Origin of the sequence: Pseudomonas sp. DrBHI1 (genome assembly GCF_002205115.1) — a bacterium.
GTDB classification, from domain to species: domain Bacteria; phylum Pseudomonadota; class Gammaproteobacteria; order Pseudomonadales; family Pseudomonadaceae; genus Aquipseudomonas; species Aquipseudomonas mosselii.
Map to the genome: position 1 here is coordinate 16,365 of NZ_NIBE01000029.1, position 21,397 is coordinate 37,761.

Genomic DNA, 21,397 nt, shown 5'->3' on the forward strand with positions numbered 1-21,397 from the left:
CGCTCGAAGGAATACACATGGAATGGCTGACCAGCCCGGAAATCTGGGTTGCCTTTTTCACCCTCACCGCGCTTGAGATTGTGCTCGGGATCGACAACATCATCATGATCTCGATCCTAGTCAGCCGCATGCCCAAGCACATGCAGCCGCGCACGCGGATCTTCGGCCTGGCCCTGGCCATGGTCACGCGGATCATGCTGCTGCTGTCGATCACCTGGGTCATGCGCCTGACCGACGACCTGTTCCATGTGCTCGGCCAGGGCATCTCCGGGCGCGACCTGATCCTGTTCTTCGGCGGCCTGTTCCTGCTGTGGAAGAGCTCCCAGGAGATCTACCACGGCCTGGAAGGCGAGGACGAGAGCGCGGACGCGCCGAAAGGGGCGGGCGGCAAGTTCTTCTACACCATCATCCAGATCGCCATCATCGACATCGTGTTCTCCCTGGACTCGGTGATCACTGCGGTGGGCATGGTCTCCCACGTACCGGTGATGATCGCCGCGATCATCGTCGCGGTGCTGGTGATGATGCTCTGCGCCGGCACCATCAGCGACTTCATCGACAAGCACCCGTCGCTGAAGATGCTTGCGCTTTCGTTCCTGATCGTCGTTGGTACCGTGCTGATCGCCGAATCTTTCGACGTGCACGTACCGAAGGGCTATGTCTACTTCGCCATGGCCTTCTCGCTGGCGGTTGAAGCGATCAACATCCGCATGCGCACGGCGCTGGCGCGCAAGAAGGGCAAGGAGCACGATCCGGTGAAACTGCGCAAGGACATTCCCGGTCAGTAAGATCAGGAGCGCAGTACAAAAGGGCCCTTCGGGGCCCTTTTCGCATCCACGTCCCTGTAGGAGCGCCCCCTATCGCGACACAAGGCCGCTCCTACAGGCACCCGTGTTTCAAATAGATTTCAGTCATGCCAAGCTGGCACCCATCGCGCAAAACAACTAAAGCTTCAGTGAGCACTGAAAAAACCAGCCCACCCCCGGGCCAGGCTCACCGTTGTACCCATTGGCCCCGCACAGGGGCATAGAAGAAAAAAGGGGGCCCGACCATGCTGACTCTGCTCAACCTGCTCTCCGCCGTGGCATTGCTGGTGTGGGGCACCCATATCGTGCGGACCGGTATCCTGCGGGTCTATGGCTCGAACCTGCGCCGGGTGCTCGGCCAGAACATGAACAAACGTCCGCTGGCGTTCATCGCCGGGATCCTGGTAACCGCCATGGTGCAGAGCAGCAACGCCACCGCCATGCTGGTCACCTCGTTCGTCGGCCAGGGCCTGATGGCCATGACCCCGGCCCTGGCGATCATGCTCGGCGCTGACGTGGGCACCGCGCTGATGGCGCGGGTGCTGACCTTCGACCTGTCCTGGCTGTCGCCACTGCTGATCTTCCTCGGGGTGATCTTCTTCCTCTCGCGCAAGCAGACCCGCGCCGGCCAGCTGGGCCGGGTGGGCATCGGCCTGGGCCTGATCATCCTGGCGCTGCAGCTGATCGTCCACGCCGCCGCGCCGATCACCCATGCCCAGGGGGTCAAGGTACTGTTCGCCTCGCTGACCGGAGACATCCTGCTCGACGCCCTGATTGGCGCGTTGTTCGCCATGATTTCCTACTCCAGCCTGGCCGCCGTGCTGCTCACCGCCACCCTGGCCGGCGCCGAGGTAATCAGCCTGCCGGTGGCCATCGGCCTGGTGATCGGCGCCAACATCGGCAGCGGCCTGCTCGCCTTCCTCACCACCAGCCTGCAGAACAGCGCCGGGCGCCGGGTGGCGCTGGGCAGTCTGCTGTACAAGATCATCGGCCTGCTGCTGATCATCCCGATACTGCACCCGCTGGTGGAATGGATGGACAGCCTGAGCTTCAGCCCGCAGGAGCTGGTGATCGGCTTCCACCTGCTCTACAACACCCTGCGCTGCCTGCTGATGCTGCCGACGGTCAACCCCATGGGCCGGGTGTGCAACTACCTGCTGCCCGAGCGCGACAACGGCAACGGCCACCACCAGCCACGCCACCTCGACCCGACCGCACTGAACACGCCCAGCCTGGCCCTGGCCAACGCCGTGCGCGAAACCCTGCGCCTGGGCGATATCGTCGACAGCCTGCTTGACGCCATGCTCGGCGCCCTACGCGGCACCCAGACCGCCATGCCACAACAGGTGCGTGCCCTGGGCGAGGACGCCGAGGCCCTGTACAACGCCATCAAGCTGTACCTGGCACAGATGCCCCGCGAGGATCTTGGCGAGCAGGACAACCGGCGCTGGGCGGAGATCATCGAGCTGGCGATCAACCTCAAGCTGGCCAGCGACTTGATCGAGCGCATGCTGCGCAAGGTCCAGCAGCAGAAGACTTCGCAGCGTCGGGAGTTCTCCCAGGTCGGCCTCGAGGAACTGACCGGACTGCAGGAGCAGCTGCTGGCAAACCTGCGCCTGGGCCTCTCGGTATTCCTCAGCGCCGACCCGCAGAGCGCGCACCAGTTGCTGCGCGAGAAACGCCGCTTCCGCGCCCAGGAACGGCGTCTGGCCCATGCCCATGTCAGCCGCCTGCAACGTAAAGTGGTGCAGAGCATCGAGACCAGTTCGCTACACTTGGAGCTCATTGCCGACATGAAGCGTTTGAACTCTTTGTTCTGCAGCAGTGCCTATGTGGTACTGGGCGGCACCGATACCGGCGGGCTGATGCTCGACAGCGTGCCGGACGAAGCCCGCCAGCCCTGAGCCCAGACACCCCGGAGACCGAAGCTCGCCTATGCGTTGCCTGTTGTTCGCCTGCCTGCTGATCCTCAGCCTGCCCACGCTCGCCCTCGACCGCTCGCGGGTCGAGGGCTACCTGCTGCCCAACGGCCTGCAAGTGATCCTCAAGTCTGGCTACGAGCGCGACCATGTGTCGATCCGCCTGGTGGTTGGCGTGGGCCTGGACGACTTCGATTGCGACCAGCGCGAACTGCCGCACCTGCTCGAGCACCTGCTGTTCAGCGGGATCGACGAGACGGGCGAGGGCGGCCTGGAAGAGCGCATGCAGGCCCTGGGCGGGGAATGGAACGCCTTCACCAGCAGCGCCGACACCACCTTCGTCATCGAGGCCCCGGCGCGCAACCAGCGCAAGGTGCTCGACCTGCTGCTGGCGATCATTCGTGACACCCGCATCGACGAAAAAGCGCTGGCCACGGCGAAGAAGATCATCGAACGCGAGGACGGCGGGCACTACGGCCGCCTGCAGCGCTGGCTCGACCGCCAGGACATCGGCCACCCGGCCAGCGACCAGCTGGCCACCGAGCTGGGCCTGAAGTGCCCCGAGCGCTCCAACCTCGACGACATGACCCTGGAGCAGGTGCGGCAACTGCGTGAGCACTGGTACGTGGCCAACAACATGTCGCTGATCGTCGTCGGCGGCCTCGACCGCCTGCTGCCGGCCTATCTGGAGCGCACCTTCGGCGAGCTGCCGGCCACCGAACCCGGGGAACGCCGCAACCTGGAGAGCATCAGCCAGCAGGCCGAGCAGCGCCGCGACCTGACCCGCGGCTGGCTGGGCGACAACGTCAAGCTGCACTGGCTGTTCATCGAGCCGACGCTGGAAGAGGGCCATGACCAGACCCTCGAGCTGCTTTCGCGTTACCTGGACTGGGCGCTGTACGACCAGCTGCGCCTGCGTCACGGCCTGTCCTATGGCCCGTCGGTGCAACGCGAAAGCTTCGGCGACAGTGGGATGCTCAGCCTCAATGCCGACCTCGAGCGCCAGGACCTCGACGCGGCGCTGAAGGTGCTCGGGGAGCTGTTCGACCACCTACGCAAGCACGGTCTGGACCCGGACACCTTCGCCCGGATCAAGGAGGCGGCGATTGCCCGGGAAAGCTGGACCACCCAGGGCAACGCGGCGCTCGCCGACTACTACTGGGGGGCGCTCAACGCCTACGAGGACGGGCGTTTCACCGATCCGGTGCGGCAACTGCGCCAGGTCAGCCTCAAGCAAGCCGACGCGGCGCTGCGCGAACTGCTCAAGGAACCGGGGTACCTGCGCATCGAGAAGCCGTTGCTGGGGTATGACGAACTGTATGGTCTGGTGGCGCTGCTGCTGGGGCTGATCCTGGCTGCGGGGCTGATCCGTCGGCGCCGCGTGCTGGCCAACCGCCCCAGTGGTGCTACACGGGAGCCGTGATTCGGCGGTATCCTGTCAGCCAACAGCGTCCACGTCCCGGACGCCTCGAACACGCCTCTTCCTGTTTTAAACCCATGCCCCCGATCCCCGGCTTCATCCTGCGCATCATCGAACTGCTCAAACGCTACCCCGGCATCATCGCGCTCTACGGTTTCCTCTCGGGGATCGGCAGTTTCATCTTGGTCGACCGCCAGGCCGGCCTGGCCAGCTGGATCGCCATCGTCATGCTGGTCAGCTGGATCTGGCTGATGCTCGAGAACACCCTCACCGAGCTGTTCGCCCGCACCTTCAAGCGCGAAATCCCGCAGCCCCTGCTGCGCTTCGCGACGCAGATGATCCACCAGGAAAGCCTGTTCTTCGTCCTGCCGTTCTTCTTCATCACCACCACCTGGAACAGCGGCCAGTTGATCTTCACCGGCCTGCTCGGCGCCGCCGGGCTGATCTCGATCGTCGACCCGCTGTACCACAAGTGGCTGGCGCCACGCCGCTGGCTGTTCCTCGCACTGCACACCCTGACGCTGTTCGCCGCGATGCTCACGGCGCTGCCGATCATCCTCCACCTGACCACCGCGCAGAGCTTCAAGCTGGCGTTGATCGCCGCCATGGTGCTGTCGTTCCCGAGCCTGGCCAGCAGCTTCCCGATCAACAACTGGCGCCGCGGCGTGGCCCTGGTGCTGGTGACCCTGGCGGTCGGTGGCGGCGGCTGGCTGCTGCGCTCCTGGGTACCGCCGGCCACGCTGTGGATGACCGACGTGGCGATCAGCACCGAAGTGCTCAACCGCCAGCCGGGCGCCTCGCTGGACGAAGTGGCCGCCAGCCGCATCCGCAGCGGCGGACTTTACGCCTATACCGCCATCAACGCGCCCCGTGGCCTGAACGAGCGCATCTACCATGTGTGGCAGCTGGACGGTAAGGAAGTGGACCGTATCGCCCTGGATATCCACGGCGGGCGCAAGGAAGGCTACCGGGCCTGGACCCACAAGCAGAACTTCCCGCCCAATCCGGTGGGCAAGTGGCAGGTGAGGGTGCTGACCGAGGACGGGCAGGTGATCGGGGTGTTGCGCTTCAAGGTGGTCGACGGCGCGCCTGCGCAGTGAAGGGCTGGGGCTGCTGTGCAGCCCTCCAGTCAGCACACATTCAACATGCGCTATGATCAGCCTCTATGCCCTCAGTCAGACGCATGGAGCCTATGACCGTCCCCAGCGCCACCCTGGACACCACCGAGCAGCCCTCGCGCCTGCGCATCGTCGGCGACTGGACCCTGGCCCACTACGCCAGCCTCAAGCGCGAATGCGAGCGCCTGGGCAGCCAGTACGGCGATGACACCCAGGTCGACCTCAGCCAGCTGGGCCGCCTGGACACCGCCGGCGCCTCGCTGCTGGCCGAGCTGCTGGGTTCCGAACGCCTGTCGCGCTGCACTGACGAACTCCCCGATGCCAGCCGCGCGCTGCTGAAGAACGTCTACTGCTCGGTGCAGGACTACTGCATCCCGGTCAAGGAGCCGGAGCAACCGGTGCTGCTCCTGCTGCTGGCGCGCATCGGCCGCGCCGTCGACCAGCTGTGGCAGGACACCAACCAGGTGCTGGGCTTCGTCGGCCTGATCCTGCAGACCCTGTTCCTGCGCCTGTTCCAGCCGCACCGCTGGCGCGTCACGCCGGTGGTCGCGCACCTCGAGCAAACCGGCCTGGACGCCGCGCCCATCGTCGCCTTGCTGACCTTCCTGGTGGGCGCGGTGGTGGCCTTCCTCGGCGCCACGGTGCTGGCCGACTTCGGCGCGACCATCTTCACCGTCGATCTGGTGGCCTTCTCCTTCCTGCGTGAATTCGCCGTGCTGCTGACCGCCATCCTCATGGCCGGTCGCACCGCCAGCGCGTTCACCGCGCAGATCGGCTCGATGAAGGCCAACGAAGAGATCGACGCCATCCGTACCCTGGGCCTGAACCCCATCGAACTGCTGGTGGTACCCCGGGTGCTGGCGCTGCTGATCGCGCTGCCGCTGTTGACCTTTGTCGCGATGCTCTGCGGCATGATCGGCGGCGCGGTGGTCTGCGCACTGACCCTGGATATCTCGCCGGCCATGTTCCTCTCGCTGCTGCAGAGCGACATTGGCGTGCAGCATTTCCTGGTGGGCCTGGCCAAGGCACCGTTCTTCGCCTTCCTGATCGCCGCCATCGGATGCCTGGAAGGCTTCAAGGTCAGCGGCAGCGCCGAATCAGTGGGCGCCCACACCACCTCTGCCGTGGTGCAATCGATCTTCGTGGTGATCGTGCTGGACGCGGTGGCCGCGCTGTTCTTCATGGAGATGGGCTGGTGACTGAAGCCGTGATCGAAGCCCGGGGTCTGTGCAACCGCTTTGGCAGCCAGAGCGTGCACGAGAACCTCGACCTGGACCTGTACCGCGGCGAGATCCTCGCCGTGGTCGGCGGCTCGGGCAGCGGTAAGTCGGTGCTGTTGCGCAGCATCGTCGGCCTGCGCCGGCCCAACGAAGGCACGGTCAAGGTGTTCGGCCAGGACCTGGCCAGCCTCGACGAAATCCAGCGCTCGCTGGTCGAACGCCGCTTCGGCGTGCTGTTCCAGAAGGGCGCGCTGTTCTCGTCGCTGACCGTGACCGAGAACGTCGCCCTGCCGCTGATCGAGCATGCCGGGCTGTCGCGGGCCGACGCCGAGCACCTGGCAGGAGTCAAGCTGGCCCTGGCCGGGCTGCCGATCAGCGCCGCCGACAAGTACCCCGCGTCGCTGTCCGGCGGCATGATCAAGCGCGCCGCCCTGGCCCGCGCCCTGGCCCTGGACCCGGACATCCTGTTCCTCGACGAGCCCACCGCCGGCCTCGACCCGATCGGCGCCGCCGCCTTCGACCAGTTGATCCTGACCCTGCGCGACGCCCTGGGGCTGTCGGTGTTCCTCATCACCCACGACCTGGACACCCTCTACACCATCACCGACCGGGTGGCGGTGCTGTCGCAGAAGAAGGTGCTCGTGGCAGGGCCCCTGGCCGAGGTCGAGCAGACTGAAGACCCCTGGATTCATGAATACTTTCACGGCCCGCGTGGTCGGGCGGCCGAAGACGCCGCCCTGCGCGCCCGCCAGGAGCGCTGAACGATGGAAACCCGAGCTCATCATGTCCTGATCGGCCTGGTCACCGTGCTGGTGGTGGCCGGCGCCATGCTGTTCGGCCTGTGGCTGACCAAGTCCAGCGTCGACGACGCCTTCAAGGACTACGAAGTGGTATTCAACGAGGCGGTCTCAGGCCTGTCCCGCGGCAGCCCGGTGCAGTACAACGGCATCAAGGTCGGTGACGTCAGCAGCCTGCGCCTGGACCCGAACGATCCGCGCCGGGTGCTGGCCCGCGTGCGCCTGAGCGGCGACACGCCGGTCAAGGAAGACACCCAGGCCAAGCTGACCCTGGCCGGGGTGACTGGCAACTCCTTCATCCAGCTCAGCGGCGGTACCCCGCAGAGCCCAGAACTCAAGGGCAAGGGCGGCAAACTGCCGGTGATCGTCGCCTCGCCGTCGCCGATCTCACGCCTGCTCAACGATAGCAGCGACCTGGTGACCAACATCAACCTGCTGCTACACAACGCCAACCTGATGTTCTCCGAAAGCAATATCGAGCGCCTGAGCAACACCCTGGCCAACCTGGAGCAGACCACTGGCGCCTTCGCCAGCCAGAAGGGCGGCATCGCCGATGCCATCGAGCAACTGGCCCAGGTCGGCAAGCAGGCCAACGCCACCCTGGCCGAGACCCAGGCGCTGATGCGCAACGCCAACGGCCTGCTCGGCACCCAGGGCAAGCAGGCCATCGGCAGTGCCGAACAGGCCATGCAGTCGCTGGCCGAAAGCACCGCCACCATCAACAGCCTGTTGCAGGACAACCGCCAGTCTCTGGACGACGGTGCCCAGGGCCTGAACCAGATCGCCCCAGCGATCCGCGAACTGCGTGAGACCCTCAACTCGCTCAAGGGCATCTCCCGGCGCCTGGAAGCCGACCCCAGCGGCTACCTGCTGGGCCGCGACAACAACAAGGAGTTCCAGCCATGATCCCATCGCTGCGCCTGGCCTTCGCCGCCGCCACGCTGAGCCTGGTTTCGGCCTGTTCGATCCTGCCGCAGAGCGAGCCTGTGGATATCTACCGCCTGCCGGTGAACCAGTCGGCCCGCGCCGCCGCACCGCTGGACTGGTCGCTGCGCCTGAACAAGCCGCTGACCAGCGAAGCCCTGGCCGGACCGCGTATCGCGGTGATCCCCCAGGGCGATGTGATCAGCAGTTACAAGGGCGCACGCTGGAGCGACCCGACGCCGATGCTGGTGCGCAACCGCCTGCTCGACGGTTTCCAGCGCGATGGCCGGGTGCAGCGCCTGAGCGCCGATGACAGCAACCTGCAGGCTGACTACGAGCTGGGCGGCGAGCTACAGGCCTTCCAGAGCGAATACCACCCAGGCGGGGCGGTGGAGGTGGTGATCCGCTACGACGCGCGGCTGGTGCAGGGCCGCAGCCAGCGCATCCTCGCGAGTAAACGCTTCGAGGTGCGCCAGGTGCTGGGCGAACAGCAGGTCCCGGCGGTGGTCGCCGGCTTCGGCGCGGCCAGCGACCAGCTGGCGCGCCAGGTAATCGACTGGACCGTCAGCCAGGCTCAGGCGAAGAACCAATAGCAGACGAAGATCGCCGCGATCACCCCCGACAGCTCGGCCAGCAACGCACAGCCGACGGCGTGGCGCACCCGCTGGATGCCCACCGCGCCGAAGTACACCGCCAATACGTAGAAGGTGGTCTCGGTGCTGCCCTGGATGGTCGCCGCCACCAAGGCCGGGAAGCTGTCCACGCCTTGGGTCTGCATAGTCTCGATCAGCATGGCCCGCGCCGCGCTGCCGGAGAACGGCTTGACCAGCGCGGTGGGCAATCCTTCGACGAAGCGGGTGTCCAGGCCCATCCAGTTCACCGCATGGCGAATGCCGTCCAGGGCCAGCTCCAGCGCCCCTGAGGCGCGCAATACACCGACTGCCACCAGCATCGCCACCAGGTAAGGCAGCAGGCTCTTGGCCACGTCGAAGCCTTCCTTGGCGCCTTCGACGAAGGCCTCGTACACCTGCACCCGCCTCAACGCGCCGATCACCAGGAACAGGATGATCACCCCGAACAGCGTCAGGTTGCCGAGGATCGACGACAGGCTGGCCAGCGCGGCCGCCGACAGGGTGCCGAGGAAGGCCATGAAACCGCCCAGCAGCAGGGCACCGGGAATCAGGTAGGCAAGCACCACCGGGTCCCACAGGCGCAGGCGCTGCATCACCGCCACCGACAGCAGGCCGACCAGGGTCGAGCAGCTGGTGGCCAGCAGGATCGGCAGGAACACCATGGTCGGATCGGGCGCGCCTTGCTGGGCGCGGTACATGAAGACGGTCACCGGCAGGAGGGTCAGCGACGAAGCGTTTAGCACCAGGAACAGGATCTGCGCGTTGCTCGCCGTGGTACTGCTGGGGTTGAGCTCCTGCAGCGCGCGCATGGCCTTCAGGCCGATGGGCGTGGCGGCGTTGTCCAGGCCCAGGCCATTGGCGGCGAAGTTCATGGTGATCAGGCCCAGGGCCGGGTGGCCGGGCGGCACTTCCGGCATCAGCCGGGCGAACAGCGGGCCAAGGACCTTGGCCAACCATTCGACGATGCCGGCCTTCTCGGCGATTTTCAGGAAACCCAGCCACAGGGTCAGGGTGCCGAACAGCAGGACCATGACCTCCACCGACAGCTTGGCCATGGCGAAGATGCTCTCGACCATCGCGGCGAAGATGCCGGCGTTGCCGCCCACCAGCCACTGGGCCAGGGCGGAGATGGCCGCCACCAGGAAAAAGCCGAGCCAGAGGCCGTTGAGCATCCGTGTGTTCCCCCGTGAAAAGTGCCCGAATGATAGCGAAGATTGCGGGCGAGGGCTGCGCCCTCGACTATTGCGCAGACAACAAAAAGCCCCGACAAGTCGGGGCTCTTCGTTCAGCTCAGTGGCTTACTGGTTGACGGTCTTGCCCGCCATCACAGCCTCTTTCTTGCCTTTTTCCAGCACCAGCGACTGGTAGTACGCCGCGCCTTTCTCGGCGTCGTACATGCCCTGCCACTTGGCGATGACCACTGCGGCCAGGGCGTTGCCCACCACGTTCAGCGCGGTACGGGCCATGTCCATGATGCGGTCGACACCGGCGATGAAGGCCAGGCCTTCCAGCGGAATGCCCACGCTGCCCAGGGTGGCCAGCAGTACCACGAAGGACACGCCCGGCACGCCGGCGATACCCTTGGAGGTGACCATGAGGGTCAGTACCAGCAGCAGCTGCTGGCTCCAGGACAGGTCGATGCCGTACAGCTGGGCGATGAAGATCGCCGCGATGCTCTGGTACAGGGTCGAACCGTCGAGGTTGAACGAGTAGCCGGTCGGTACCACGAACGAGCAGATCGACTTCGGCGCGCCGTACTTCTCCATCTTCTCGATCACGCGCGGCAGCACGGTCTCGGAGCTGGAGGTGGAGTAGGCGAGGATCAGCTCGTCCTTCATGATGCGCATGATCTTGATGATCGAGAAGCCGAACACGCGCGCCACCAGGCCCAGCACCATGAAGGCGAAGAAGGCGATGGCGAAGTACACCAGCAGCACCAGCTTGGCCAGCGGCAGCAGGGAGGCGAAGCCAAAGTTGGCGACGGTGGCGGCGATCAGGGCGAACACGCCGATCGGGGCGTAGTTCATGATCATGTGGGTGACCTTGAACATGGTCTCCGACACGCCCTGGAAGGTGCGCACCAGCGGCTCGCGCAGGTCTGCGTTGAGGCTCGACAGGCCCATGCCGAACATCACCGAGAAGAAGATGATCGGCAGCATCTCGCCACGCATCAGCGCCGCGAAGATATTCGACGGGATCAGGTTGAGCAGGGTCTCGATGAACGCGTGCTCATGCTGCACCTCGGCCGCGGTGGCCTGGTACTTGGAGATGTCGACGGTGCCCAGGGTGCTCATGTCGATGCCGGCGCCCGGGTGGAACACGTTGGCCAGGACCAGGCCGACGACGATGGCGATGGTGGTCACCACCTCGAAGTAGATGATGGTCTTCAGGCCGATGCTGCCCAGTTTCTTCGCGTCGCCAACCCCAGCGATGCCCACGATCAGCGACGAAATCACGATCGGGACGACGATCATCTTGATCAGGCGAATGAAGATGTCGCCGGCTGGCTGGAGGACGTTGCTGATCCACCATGCCTTTTCTGCACTGAAATGATTCAGTAGCGCGCCGACTGCAACGCCCAGCAACAGACCGATGACGATCTGCCAGGCGAGGCTCAGTTTTGCCTTCTTCATGTCATTACCCTTTGTTGTAGTGGTCACGGGCACCGGCCGAAAAGGTGCATGCCAGAGCGGCTTGAAGCCATTCCTGTTGCGCCTGGTCGATCCGGCGTCCCACTGTAAGGACACCGCGAGCGAACATTGCTGGCGCTCGGGCCGAGGAAAAAGGCGGCAACTATTGCGACGTGGGGAGGGGCAGTCTAATGCCGGAAACGACTACCCTATGCCGAATCGGCATGAGACCGGAAGGCGAAATCGGGCATCGCCAAGTCCTTGATTTTCAACGTTCGGATTTCCGAACAAGGCCAAAGCGCCATTTTTAGGCCGATTTGACGGGAGCACAGAAAGGTGTGAAGTGGCGTGTTCGACAATCCGAATGGCTGAAATGCCACATGAGCTGACCTGTCGGACAAGTAAAAAAAATTCGATATACGGTAGCGACAAAATGTGTCTGAAGTAAAAAGTCGCTCGTATTAAAGGAAGAACCCCCACAGGCGCTTCGGAAGCCAGATCGGTTACATCGTCCTGTTCGGAGCCAACCGACCTGCAACTTCCGATGCCACCCTCTCCTGACCCGGCCCATGACGGAGGCACTCCCTGTACCCCTAGGCCACTGCGACCCTGCAACAGTCAGAGCGGCCCGGCCCCCTGGTCATGCGCCGCCCCTCCTCGGGGCGGCGCACCATAGAAGCCTGAAAGGTAAAAAGGTTCAGCTTCTATAGCATTACAGTCCGCGACCGCTGGTCAGTACCAGTTCGGGTCGCGCTTGAGCTGCTCCCGCAGCAGAGCCTTCATCCCGTCATCCGGCTTGCCCAGCCAGCGGTAGTCGGCATGACGGGTAGGTGACTTGTCGGCAGGCAGCCCTTCGGGCACCTCCACAAGCATGCCGTAGGCTTCGTCCTTGTCCCAGCTGAAGGCCACGATCAGGCGCTTGTAGGTACAGTTGCCTTCGGACTCGCACAGCGGACCGACCAAGTACTTGTCGCCGTCCTCGGTTACCGCAGACATCTGCTGCGCCGAGCTGCCGCTGAGGTTGATCACCCACTCGGGCAGGCGCTCCTCGTTCTTGAGGGTCTTCTGCCAGGTTTTCTGGTATTCGGGGTCCGAGCCAAGCAACTGGTTGGCCCGGACCTGGCCGTCATTGGCCGCCAGCGCTGTCGCGCCGCTGCCCAGCAGCAGCGCGACAAGCAGGGCCTTGGGGAGCATCCTGCTCATGGTCATCAACCTCTGCCACGGCCGAAGAAGAAGGAGGCTACGAACAGCACCAGGAAGATGATGAAGAGGATCTTCGCGATACCGGTCGCGGCGCCAGCGATACCACCAAAACCAAGGACTGCGGCGATGATGGCGATGATCAGGAAGGTGATTGCCCAACTAAGCATGATGTTTCTCCTTTTCTTGTGCGAAATCGGTCGATGGCGTCAGAACACCCAACGCTCCTCGGGCTGAACACGCTCGAGAACGGCAGGCGCATTGTCGGCACTGGGCAGCGGCTCGGCGGCCTTGACCAGGGTAGAGGCATGGGTTGTCCGTAACTGCGTCAACAGCGCGGTCTGCACCGCCACCTGCTCGGCCAGCCGGGCGGTCTGCCAGCTGTGGTAGAAGAGGCCCGCCGCCAGGGTGAGCAGCAAGGCCATGCCGAGGAACAACAGCTGGTGCAGGGGGACTACAGCGCTCTGCGTACGATTGTCTTGGGGGCGATTCATGCCGACTCCTCCTGCTGTGCTTGTTATCCATTCTGCAAAGGTTATTGCAGCCTGCATGCCAGCCTTCTCGAACAATAAAAATCCTTTTAAATCATAAAGTTACGAAATACGCCCGCCTTACCGAGGGACGTATCCTGCACGATGACCCACAATCGGGTCGTGCGTTTTGCACGACACAGCCGTCGGCCAATCCCTGCCGATGCCTCGATTTCAGCCCGTGGAATCCGAATAGAAGCCAATTGCCAGCGATCAACTTCATATTTATCAGAGACTTAGCCATCATTAAGGCATGCAGCTAGCATGCATGGAGCAGAATCAATCAGAATCGACCATGCAACTTGCCCGATTTTTCCGACACTAATTGAGATCAATCCCAAAGGAGCGCAGGAAATGGAATCAGCCCAGGACAACCAAGGCCGCATTCTGCTGGTGGATGACGAGTCCGCCATCCTGCGCACATTCCGTTATTGCCTCGAGGATGAGGGCTACAACGTGGCCACGGCCAACAGCGCTGCCCAGGCCGAGGCACTGTTGCAGCGCCAGGTGTTCGACCTGTGTTTCCTCGACCTGCGCCTGGGCGAGGACAATGGCCTGGACGTACTGGCACAGATGCGTATCCAGGCACCGTGGATGCGGGTGGTGATCGTCACCGCCCACTCGGCCATCGACACTGCGGTGGATGCCATCCAGGCCGGCGCCGCAGACTACCTGGTCAAACCCTGCAGCCCCGACCAGCTGCGCCTGGCTACCGCCAAGCAGCTGGAGGTCCGGCAACTGTCGGCGCGCCTGGAGGCCCTCGAAGGCGAGGTGCGCAAACCCAAGGACGGCCTGGACTCCCACAGCCCGGCGATGATGGCGGTGCTGGAAACCGCGCGCCAGGTGGCGACCACCGACGCCAACATTCTCATCCTGGGCGAGTCGGGCACCGGCAAGGGCGAGCTGGCCCGTGCCATCCACGGCTGGAGCAAGCGGGCACGCAAGGCCTGCGTGACCATCAACTGCCCCTCGCTGAATGCCGAGCTGATGGAGAGCGAGCTGTTCGGCCACACGCGCGGCGCCTTCACCGGCGCCAGTGAAAGCACACTGGGCCGAGTCAGCCAGGCCGATGGCGGCACGCTGTTTCTTGACGAAATCGGCGATTTTCCCCTCACGCTACAACCAAAACTGCTGCGTTTCATCCAGGACAAGGAATACGAGCGGGTCGGCGACCCGGTCACCCGCCGGGCGGATGTGCGGATCCTCGCGGCCACCAATCTCAACCTCGACGAGATGGTCCGCGAGAACCGCTTCCGTGAAGACTTGCTGTACCGACTGAACGTCATCACCCTGCACCTGCCGCCGCTGCGCGAGCGCTGCGAGGACATACTGACCCTGGCCGACCGCTTCCTTGCCCGCTTCGTCAAGGAGTACTCGCGCCCGGCCCGCGGCTTCAGCGATGAAGCACGCACGGCGCTGCTCAACTACCGCTGGCCGGGCAACATTCGCGAACTGCGCAACGTGATCGAGCGCGCCAGCATCATCTGTCCCCAGGAGCGGGTGGAGATCATCCACCTGGGCATGGCCGAACAACCCGCCAGCAACGCGCCCAGGGTCGGTGCGGCGCTGAGCCTGGATGAGCTTGAGCGTGCCCATATCGGGGCGGTGCTCGCTGCCAGCGACACCCTCGACCAGGCAGCCAAGACCCTGGGCATTGATGCCTCCACCCTTTATCGCAAGCGCAAGCAATACAACTTATGAAATGGCCGATGAAGCTACGCACACGGCTGTTCCTGAGCATCTCGGCACTGGTTACCGTGGCTTTGCTTGGCCTGTTGCTGGGCCTTTTCAGCGTGCTGCAGATGGCAGCCCTGCAGCAGCACGTCGTCAAGGACACCACCTACACGCTCGAGCTGGCCCTCAAGTTGCGGCAGAACCTGGGCGAACAGCTGAATCTGATTCTCGACGAGGACACCACCCCGAATACCCTCGTCACCCTGCAGGACCAATTCCAGACACTCCTCGATCAGGGACTGGAACAAGGCGGAGAACGCACCGGCTTGAGCAAGGCCGCCAGCAACTACCAGGCATTTGTCCAGGCCTATCGACAGAGCTCCTCGCCTGCACGCAGCATGGGTGTCGAGCAGCCCCTCGGAGCCGCCTTCAACCAGGTACGCATGGACCTGCTGGAGTCCCACCGCCACGCCTTGGAAAAAATCACCCGCAGCGAGGAGCAGTCGCGCAATCAAGCCCTGCTCATCAGTGGCATGCTCGGCATGGTTGGCCTCACTGTGCTGGTACTAGGTTTCATCACTGCCCACAACATAGCCAGGCGCTTCGGCCAGCCGATCGAGGCACTGGCCAAGGCCGCCGACCAGATCGGCCAGGGCAACTTCGACGTCACCCTGCCGGTGACCCAGGCCACCGAGCTCAATCAGCTGACCCGCCGCTTCGGCCTGATGGCCGATGCCCTGCGCAAACACCAGGCCACCAACATCGATGAACTGCAGGCCGGCCAGCAACGCCTGCAGGCGGTACTCGACAGCATCGATGACGGTCTGCTGATCATCGATCGCCAGGGCCGCCTGGAACACCTCAATCCGGTAGCCCAGCGTCAACTCGGCTGGGATCCGAGCCGCCGGGGCACAGGCCTGGCCGAGGCCTTGCAACGCCCGGAGCTGGACCTGCAACTGCGCCAGGTACTGCGCGGCGGCAGCCTGGATCGTCCACCGGACGACCTGAGTCTGGAGGTGGATGAGGAAACCCGCCTGCTGACCTACAGCCTGACCCCGGTCAGCCACCCCGAGGGGCCGATCCTTGGCGCGGTGATGGTGCTGCACGATGTTACCGAGCAGCGCGCTTTCGAGCGGGTACGCAGCGAATTCGTACTGCGCGCCTCCCACGAATTGCGCACGCCGGTCACTGGCATGCACATGGCCTTCGGCCTGCTGCGCGAGCGGGTCAGTTTCCCGCCTGAGGCGCGGGAGAACGATCTGCTCGAAACCATCGCCGAAGAAATGCAGCGCCTTACCCAGCTGATCAACGACCTGCTCAATTTCTCCCGCTATCAAAGCGGCCTGCAGAAGCTGGAGCTGGCTCCCTGCGCCCTCGACGAACTGTTCGAGCGCGCTCGGGCACGTTCTGCCGAGCAGGCTTCGAGCAAGCAGATCGAGCTGATACTCGAGCTGGAGTCACCACTGCCGCGCATCCAGGCCGACGTCACGCAGCTCGACCGGGTGCTCGACAACCTGCTGCACAACGCCATCCGCCACACCGGCAGTGGAGGGCGTATCCGCCTGCACGCACGGCGCCATGCCGAACGGGTGATCATCAGTGTCGAAGACAACGGCGAAGGCATCGCCTACGGCCAGCAAGGGCGGATCTTCGAGCCGTTCGTCCAGGTCGGGCGCAAGAAGGGCGGGGCCGGCCTGGGCCTGGCGCTGTGCAAGGAGATCGTCCAGCTGCATGGCGGGCGGATGGGCGTATTCTCGCGGCCTGGGCAGGGTACGCAGTTCTACATGGCCTTACCGGTCTGACACGGCTTTTTTTCAGGCAATCAGCCTCAAGGCTCATCATCGATCCGCCGCCCTGCCACCCGCCGCCCCCGGGTAATCAGCTCGGCAAACTGACGCGCGTTCAACGGATGGGCGAACAACCAGCCCTGTCCATAGTTGACACCCTCGCTGTTAAGTAGCACCGCCTGGTCCTCTGACTCGATACCCTCGGCGATGACCCGCAGGTGCAAGTCATGGGCCATGCGGATGATGTGCGGCGCCACACCGCTGCTGGCGGCGTCATGGCCAAGGGCGTCGATAAATGACTTGTCGATCTTCAGGCAATCCACCGGCAGCGTCTGCAGGTAGGCCAGGCTGCAATAGCCGGTGCCGAAGTCATCGATCAACACTTGGTGCCCCACGGCGCGCAGGGCCTGCAGGTTGTCCCGCGCCACCACCACATCGATCAACCCGCGCTCGGTCACCTCGAAGGCGATCTGCCGGGGCGCCACCCGATGATGGGCCAGCAGTCGCGCCGCCACTCGACCGATACGCGGCGCCATGACGTCGCAGGCCGCCAGGTTCACCGAGATATACAACTGGCGGTTGGCCCGCAGCAACTGCCCAAGCTGCTCGAGCACCCGCTGTAAGACGAAGTCGGTGATCTGGCGAATCTGCCCGGTGTTCTCTGCCAGGGGAATGAACAAGTCCGGGCTGGTCAGGCTGCCATCCGGACGGCGCCAGCGCACCAGAGCCTCGGCCCCGACACAGCGCCGGCTGTCCAGCTCGAAGATCGGCTGGTACAGCACCTGCAGCTCGCCCCGGCGCAAGGCCTGCTGCAGCTCAGAACTCATCGAGCGGCGTTGCAGGATCAGTTGCAGCACCAGCCAGCCGATGCACGCCGCCAGCACCAGGCTGCCGGGAAAAAGCAACCAGAGCAGGCCATTAAGCTTCAGGGGCAGGCTGGCGCGCGGGGCGATCAGCACCAGTTGGTAGTCCGGCGATTTGGTGGACATGCGATAGACCAGGCGATCGGGCAGCTCGATCAGCGACTTGCCCTGGGGCGGCGGCCAATCGGCGATGGGTGGCCAGGGTTGCGCCGGCCCCAGTACCGGAATGGCCCGCGTGCCCCGATCGAGCACCACCAGCAAGCTGCCGCCTGGGGGCAAATCGACCACGTCCGTGAGGTGGCCACGGGAGGTGGACACCACGAAGCGGCCCCGACCCAGCATCAGCGCCGCGAGGTTTTCGTTGGGCTCGGTGGTGGTGTTCAGCCAGTAGCTGTAGGTCGGCCCCTGGATGTCCGGGCTGCGCAAGGGTTCGATGATCCGCTCGCCGCCGCGGTTCGAACAGGCAAGCGTACCTTCCACATAGGACGCCTCGTAGATGAACCGCGACTCCAACGCCACCTGCTGCAACTGCGCCAGCATCTGCGGATCGCAGCCGCGCAGGGGTTGCGCCTGGAGCTGGTCCACACCCTCGCGCAACTGGCCGAAGACCTGCTCAAGGCGCTCCAGAAAACGCTCGCCCTGGGCGTTCATCTGTGCGCTTTCGCTCTGCTTCATCTGCTGCAAGGCCACATTGACGCTGATCGCCAGCAACAGTGCGGCACTGGCCAACGCCGCGAGCGCGGCCAACAGCCAGGGTCGGTGGAAAAATTGACGCACCGATGCGAGGAGGTCAAACATGCGTGGCATCCAGTTGAATACCAAAGGTATAGCAACTGAATCGATGATTGGCGTGGCCGCTGGGCGTGTGATTGTCAGGATTTGCTCGCTCCCCTGTAGGAGCGGCCTTGTGTCGCGAAAGGGCTGCGCAGCAGCCCCGGCAATCTTTAGTCAGACTCGAGATCCTGGGGCCGCGCTGCGGCCCTTTCGCAACACAAGGCCGCTCCCACAGGGCAAGACCAGTTTCTATGCTATGAAAGCTGCCTCACCGCTTGCGGTTGAGCACCTGCAACATCGCAGCGGTCTGCGCATCCGGCACACCATCGAAGCGCTGCGCACGGAAGCGCATCTGGAAGGCGGCGATCACATGACGAGTGGCCACATCCCATTCGCCGGTCTGGTCGATGGCGTAGCCAAAGCGCGCCAGCTGCTGCTGGTACCAGGTGACGCTCGGCGGGTTGACCTCGAAATAGGCCTGCTGGCGTGCCACCGACGCGGCGTCCGGCCAGATGCCCAGACCGGCGTCGGCCAGGCGCTTCCAAGGGAACAGCGGGCCCGGGTCGAGCTTGCGCAACGGCGCGATATCACTGTGGCCAATGATATGGCGCGGGTCGATGTTGTTGCGCTTGACGATATCCTTGAGCAACGCGATCAGCGCCTGCACCTGTGCTTCACTGTACGGGTGCCAGACCCGCCCGGTCGGGGTGTCGGTATACCCCTCGTTGACGATCTCGATGCCAATGGAGCTTGAATTGAGCCAGGTACGCCCCTGCCACTGACTGTCCCCGGCGTGCCAGGCACGACGATTCTCGTCCACCAGTTGATAGACCGTGGCCGGGCCGTCACCGATCAGGTAGTGGCTGCTGACTTCGCCATGGGTCAGCAGGGCAAGGGAGCGCTCCAGCGAGGCATTGGTGTAATGCAGCACGACAAACTGGATACGGCTGTCCTGGTTGGCCGAAGGATGGCTGCGGTCGATGCGCAGGCCACTGGAACAACCTGCCAGGGCCAGCAGGAGCAGGGCGGTGAAGAGTCTTTTCATAGCAGGGGCACGTCATGGAGTCAGCGGCAACAATGCTACAGTATAACGTGCCGGTCACGATTGCTCACCCTGAACCCGACTAACCCTGCTCCACCCGATTGCGCCCCAGCTCCTTGGCCCGGTACAACGCCTCGTCGGCGCGCTTGAGCACCTGGTCGCCGCGCTCGCCGGAGCGGAAGGCGCTGATGCCGATGGAAGTGGTGATGACCACCCGCTCGCCCTTGAAGTGGAACGGGCAGGCCTCGATGGCCGCACGCATTGCCTCGGCCACCTGCACCGCTGCCGGCGGCGAAGTCTGCGGCATCAGCAGGACAAATTCCTCGCCGCCGAAACGGGCGATGAAGTCGCGGCCGCGCAAGCGCTTGCGCAACTGATCAGCAACGATCTTCAGCACTTTGTCGCCCGCCAGATGGCCATAGCCGTCGTTAATGCGCTTGAAATGATCAAGGTCGAGGATCGCCATGGCCAGGTGGCCACCATTTTCCTGCCAGTCGAGTACCTCGCGCTCGACCTGCTCACTCCAGGCTGCACGGTTGGGCAGACCGGTCAGCGGATCGATCATGGCTTTCTGGCGCTGCTCCTCGAGATGCTCGCGGTAACCGAGGGCCTCCTGCTCCATGCTTGCCACACGCTCGGCCAGGCCTTGCAGGCGGCTGGCCAGCTCGTGCTCACGGCGATCACGCTCGTGCTGGTGATCGTCCATGGTCACCAGCAGGCCTTCGAGGCGGTTCTCCAGGATGTGCTTGAGGCTGTCGACATCGACGGCGCCCTGCACGCTGCTTTGCAGACCATCGACCTGCTCGCGCAGCTGGCTGTCTAGCGCGCGGGCGGCGGAGCTGTTGTCGGCATGGCCGGCGCTGGCTTCGTGCAGGTGGCTCTGGAAGGACTCCAGGCGCTCGTTGAGCTGTTGCAGGTAGGCTTCGAATTCATGCTGGCCACTGTCGGTGATCGCCAGCATGAGCACAGCCAGGTCATCCAGGACCGGGATCAGTTCGTACCAGTTCAGCCCCCGTGAAACCCGCTCGCGCATCTCCAGGGCCTGGGCCTTGTGACGCTCCGGCAGGCTGAGGTCGTCGAGCAGACCGATCAGGGTCTGCTCGATATGAGCGGCGACCTGACTGTACGGCGGCTCGACCGCGTCAGGGAGGGCGTAGGGACCGTCCTCGCCGACGACCTCCTCGACCGTGGCCTCAGGTTCGCGCGCAGCGGCGCCTTCGTCCTCGACAGAGGCCTCGGCTTGCGGATCGATGTGTTCGACCGGCTGCACCAGTGCTTGCGGTTCAGGTTGCGGCTCGGCAACGGGCACCGGCGTGGCTTCAACCAGTGCGGGACCAGGTAACTCGACCTCGGGCCCGGACAATTCGGCAGGCTCAGGCGTGACATCCGGCGCGGGTGCCACGGCATGCAGCTCATCAGCGTCCCTTGGCTGCACCTCAGGCGCAATGACGGGCGCCTCCAGCGACGCAGGCACAGGGGCGTCGACCGCCGCAGGCGCCAGCTCAGCCTGGGGCTCGTCACGACCCCCGAACAGACGCTGCAGGAAGCCCGGACGAGTCCCGTCCTCGGGCTTTTGCATCGCACTCAGGGCGCGTCCCTGCAAGCCACTGAGTTCACCCAGCAAGGGCGGCAGCTCACGGGACTGGCTGACCCCGCCATCAAGCTTCTTCGCCAGTTTTTTCAGCGGTCGCGACACCTCGCCTGGCAGCGGCAGGGTCTGCAACTGGGTAACCAGCGCAGTCAGCGCGTCGCTGACCTGGTTCATGCGGGTTTCGCGGCGCTGCTCGGAGTCGAGTACGGCTTTTTCCAGGCGCGGAATCAGCCCGGCGAGGCCGGCGTCCATGTTGTCGCTGCGGATGACCTCGCGCATTTCCTTCATGCACTGGTCAACGGTCTTGTCGCTACCTTCAGCCGCCAGGGTGCTGCGCACCAGGCCACGGCGCAGCAGGTCGAGACGGGCTTCCCAGCGCCGCTCGAGCTTTTCCTGCTGCTCGATGCTCTTGAGGTATTTTTCTTTCCAGCGCTCGGCTTCTTCGGTCATGCCTGGATCCGCAACGGGTA

Annotated in this window: 18 protein-coding genes; 10 read left to right on the forward strand and 8 right to left on the reverse strand. The window is 64.4% G+C overall.

Annotated elements, in window-relative coordinates:
• Positions 1-17: 17 nt before the first annotated feature.
• The 8 genes from CC207_RS04665 to CC207_RS04700 all read left to right on the forward strand — a co-directional run bounded on the left by CC207_RS04665 (position 18) and on the right by CC207_RS04700 (position 8,797).
• A complete protein-coding gene (locus CC207_RS04665) occupies positions 18-788 on the forward strand; it encodes a TerC family protein (RefSeq protein WP_028688653.1) in 771 nt (256 codons plus the stop codon).
• Positions 789-1,051: 263 nt separating this feature from the next.
• Positions 1,052-2,710 (forward strand): Na/Pi cotransporter family protein, encoded by a 1,659-nt coding sequence (locus CC207_RS04670; RefSeq protein WP_028688654.1) that lies wholly within the window; start codon positions 1,052-1,054, stop codon positions 2,708-2,710.
• 31 nt (positions 2,711-2,741) lie between these two features.
• Positions 2,742-4,148 carry a pitrilysin family protein gene (locus CC207_RS04675; protein ID WP_088851665.1) on the forward strand — a complete coding sequence of 469 codons (1,407 nt, stop codon included), beginning with the start codon at positions 2,742-2,744 and terminating at the stop codon, positions 4,146-4,148.
• A 74-nt stretch (positions 4,149-4,222) separates the two neighbouring features.
• Entirely contained in the window at positions 4,223-5,245 is a 1,023-nt protein-coding gene (locus CC207_RS04680; protein WP_028688656.1) for a DUF5924 family protein, read from the forward strand.
• Positions 5,246-5,328: 83 nt separating this feature from the next.
• Positions 5,329-6,462, forward strand: a complete 1,134-nt coding sequence (locus CC207_RS04685) for an ABC transporter permease (RefSeq protein ID WP_028688657.1) — start codon at positions 5,329-5,331, stop codon at positions 6,460-6,462.
• A complete protein-coding gene (locus tag CC207_RS04690; RefSeq protein ID WP_028688658.1) occupies positions 6,459-7,244 on the forward strand; it encodes an ABC transporter ATP-binding protein in 786 nt (261 codons plus the stop codon). Before CC207_RS04685 ends, CC207_RS04690 begins: the two co-directional genes overlap by 4 nt.
• Positions 7,245-7,247: 3 nt before the next feature.
• Positions 7,248-8,186, forward strand: a complete 939-nt coding sequence (locus CC207_RS04695; protein WP_028688659.1) for an MlaD family protein — start codon at positions 7,248-7,250, stop codon at positions 8,184-8,186.
• Complete coding sequence (locus CC207_RS04700; protein WP_062359971.1) at positions 8,183-8,797, forward strand: ABC-type transport auxiliary lipoprotein family protein; 615 nt, start codon at positions 8,183-8,185, stop codon at positions 8,795-8,797. Before CC207_RS04695 ends, CC207_RS04700 begins: the two co-directional genes overlap by 4 nt.
• Here the strand turns inward: CC207_RS04700 and CC207_RS04705 are convergent.
• The 5 genes from CC207_RS04705 to CC207_RS04725 form a co-directional block, all read right to left on the reverse strand.
• Positions 8,779-10,008, reverse strand: a complete 1,230-nt coding sequence (locus CC207_RS04705; protein ID WP_028688661.1) for a nucleoside recognition domain-containing protein — start codon at positions 10,006-10,008, stop codon at positions 8,779-8,781. The two genes, CC207_RS04700 and CC207_RS04705, sit on opposite strands and share 19 nt — an antisense overlap.
• A 126-nt stretch (positions 10,009-10,134) precedes the next feature.
• The gene (gltP, locus tag CC207_RS04710) at positions 10,135-11,469 is read right to left on the reverse strand and encodes a glutamate/aspartate:proton symporter GltP (RefSeq protein WP_028688662.1); all 1,335 of its coding nucleotides are present in this window, start codon (positions 11,467-11,469) and stop codon (positions 10,135-10,137) included.
• Between the two features lie 729 nt (positions 11,470-12,198).
• A complete protein-coding gene (locus CC207_RS04715; RefSeq protein WP_028688663.1) occupies positions 12,199-12,669 on the reverse strand; it encodes an inhibitor of vertebrate lysozyme family protein in 471 nt (156 codons plus the stop codon).
• Between the two features lie 5 nt (positions 12,670-12,674).
• On the reverse strand, positions 12,675-12,836 hold the full coding sequence (locus CC207_RS04720; protein ID WP_028688664.1) for a DUF1328 domain-containing protein: 162 nt from the start codon (positions 12,834-12,836) through the stop codon (positions 12,675-12,677).
• A 39-nt stretch (positions 12,837-12,875) separates the two neighbouring features.
• Positions 12,876-13,160, reverse strand: a complete 285-nt coding sequence (locus CC207_RS04725; protein ID WP_028688726.1) for a hypothetical protein — start codon at positions 13,158-13,160, stop codon at positions 12,876-12,878.
• A 390-nt stretch (positions 13,161-13,550) separates the two neighbouring features.
• Between CC207_RS04725 and algB the strand changes: the two genes are divergently transcribed.
• Together algB and CC207_RS04735 are read left to right on the forward strand one after the other, a co-directional pair.
• Entirely contained in the window at positions 13,551-14,897 is a 1,347-nt protein-coding gene (gene algB / locus CC207_RS04730) for a sigma-54-dependent response regulator transcription factor AlgB (RefSeq protein WP_062359975.1), read from the forward strand.
• A complete protein-coding gene (locus CC207_RS04735) occupies positions 14,894-16,672 on the forward strand; it encodes a KinB sensor domain-containing domain (protein WP_088851666.1) in 1,779 nt (592 codons plus the stop codon). The genes algB and CC207_RS04735 overlap by 4 nt, the downstream gene beginning before the upstream one ends.
• Before the next feature lie 26 nt (positions 16,673-16,698).
• On the opposite strand, the gene CC207_RS04740 is transcribed toward CC207_RS04735, so the two are convergent.
• From CC207_RS04740 to CC207_RS04750, 3 genes are all read right to left on the reverse strand, one after another.
• A complete protein-coding gene (locus CC207_RS04740; protein WP_371349966.1) occupies positions 16,699-18,327 on the reverse strand; it encodes an EAL domain-containing protein in 1,629 nt (542 codons plus the stop codon).
• Between the two features lie 235 nt (positions 18,328-18,562).
• Positions 18,563-19,339, reverse strand: a complete 777-nt coding sequence (locus tag CC207_RS04745; protein WP_028688668.1) for an N-acetylmuramoyl-L-alanine amidase — start codon at positions 19,337-19,339, stop codon at positions 18,563-18,565.
• Between the two features lie 79 nt (positions 19,340-19,418).
• Positions 19,419-21,377 carry a GGDEF domain-containing protein gene (locus CC207_RS04750; RefSeq protein ID WP_062359981.1) on the reverse strand — a complete coding sequence of 653 codons (1,959 nt, stop codon included), beginning with the start codon at positions 21,375-21,377 and terminating at the stop codon, positions 19,419-19,421.
• Positions 21,378-21,397: the final 20 nt, after the last annotated feature.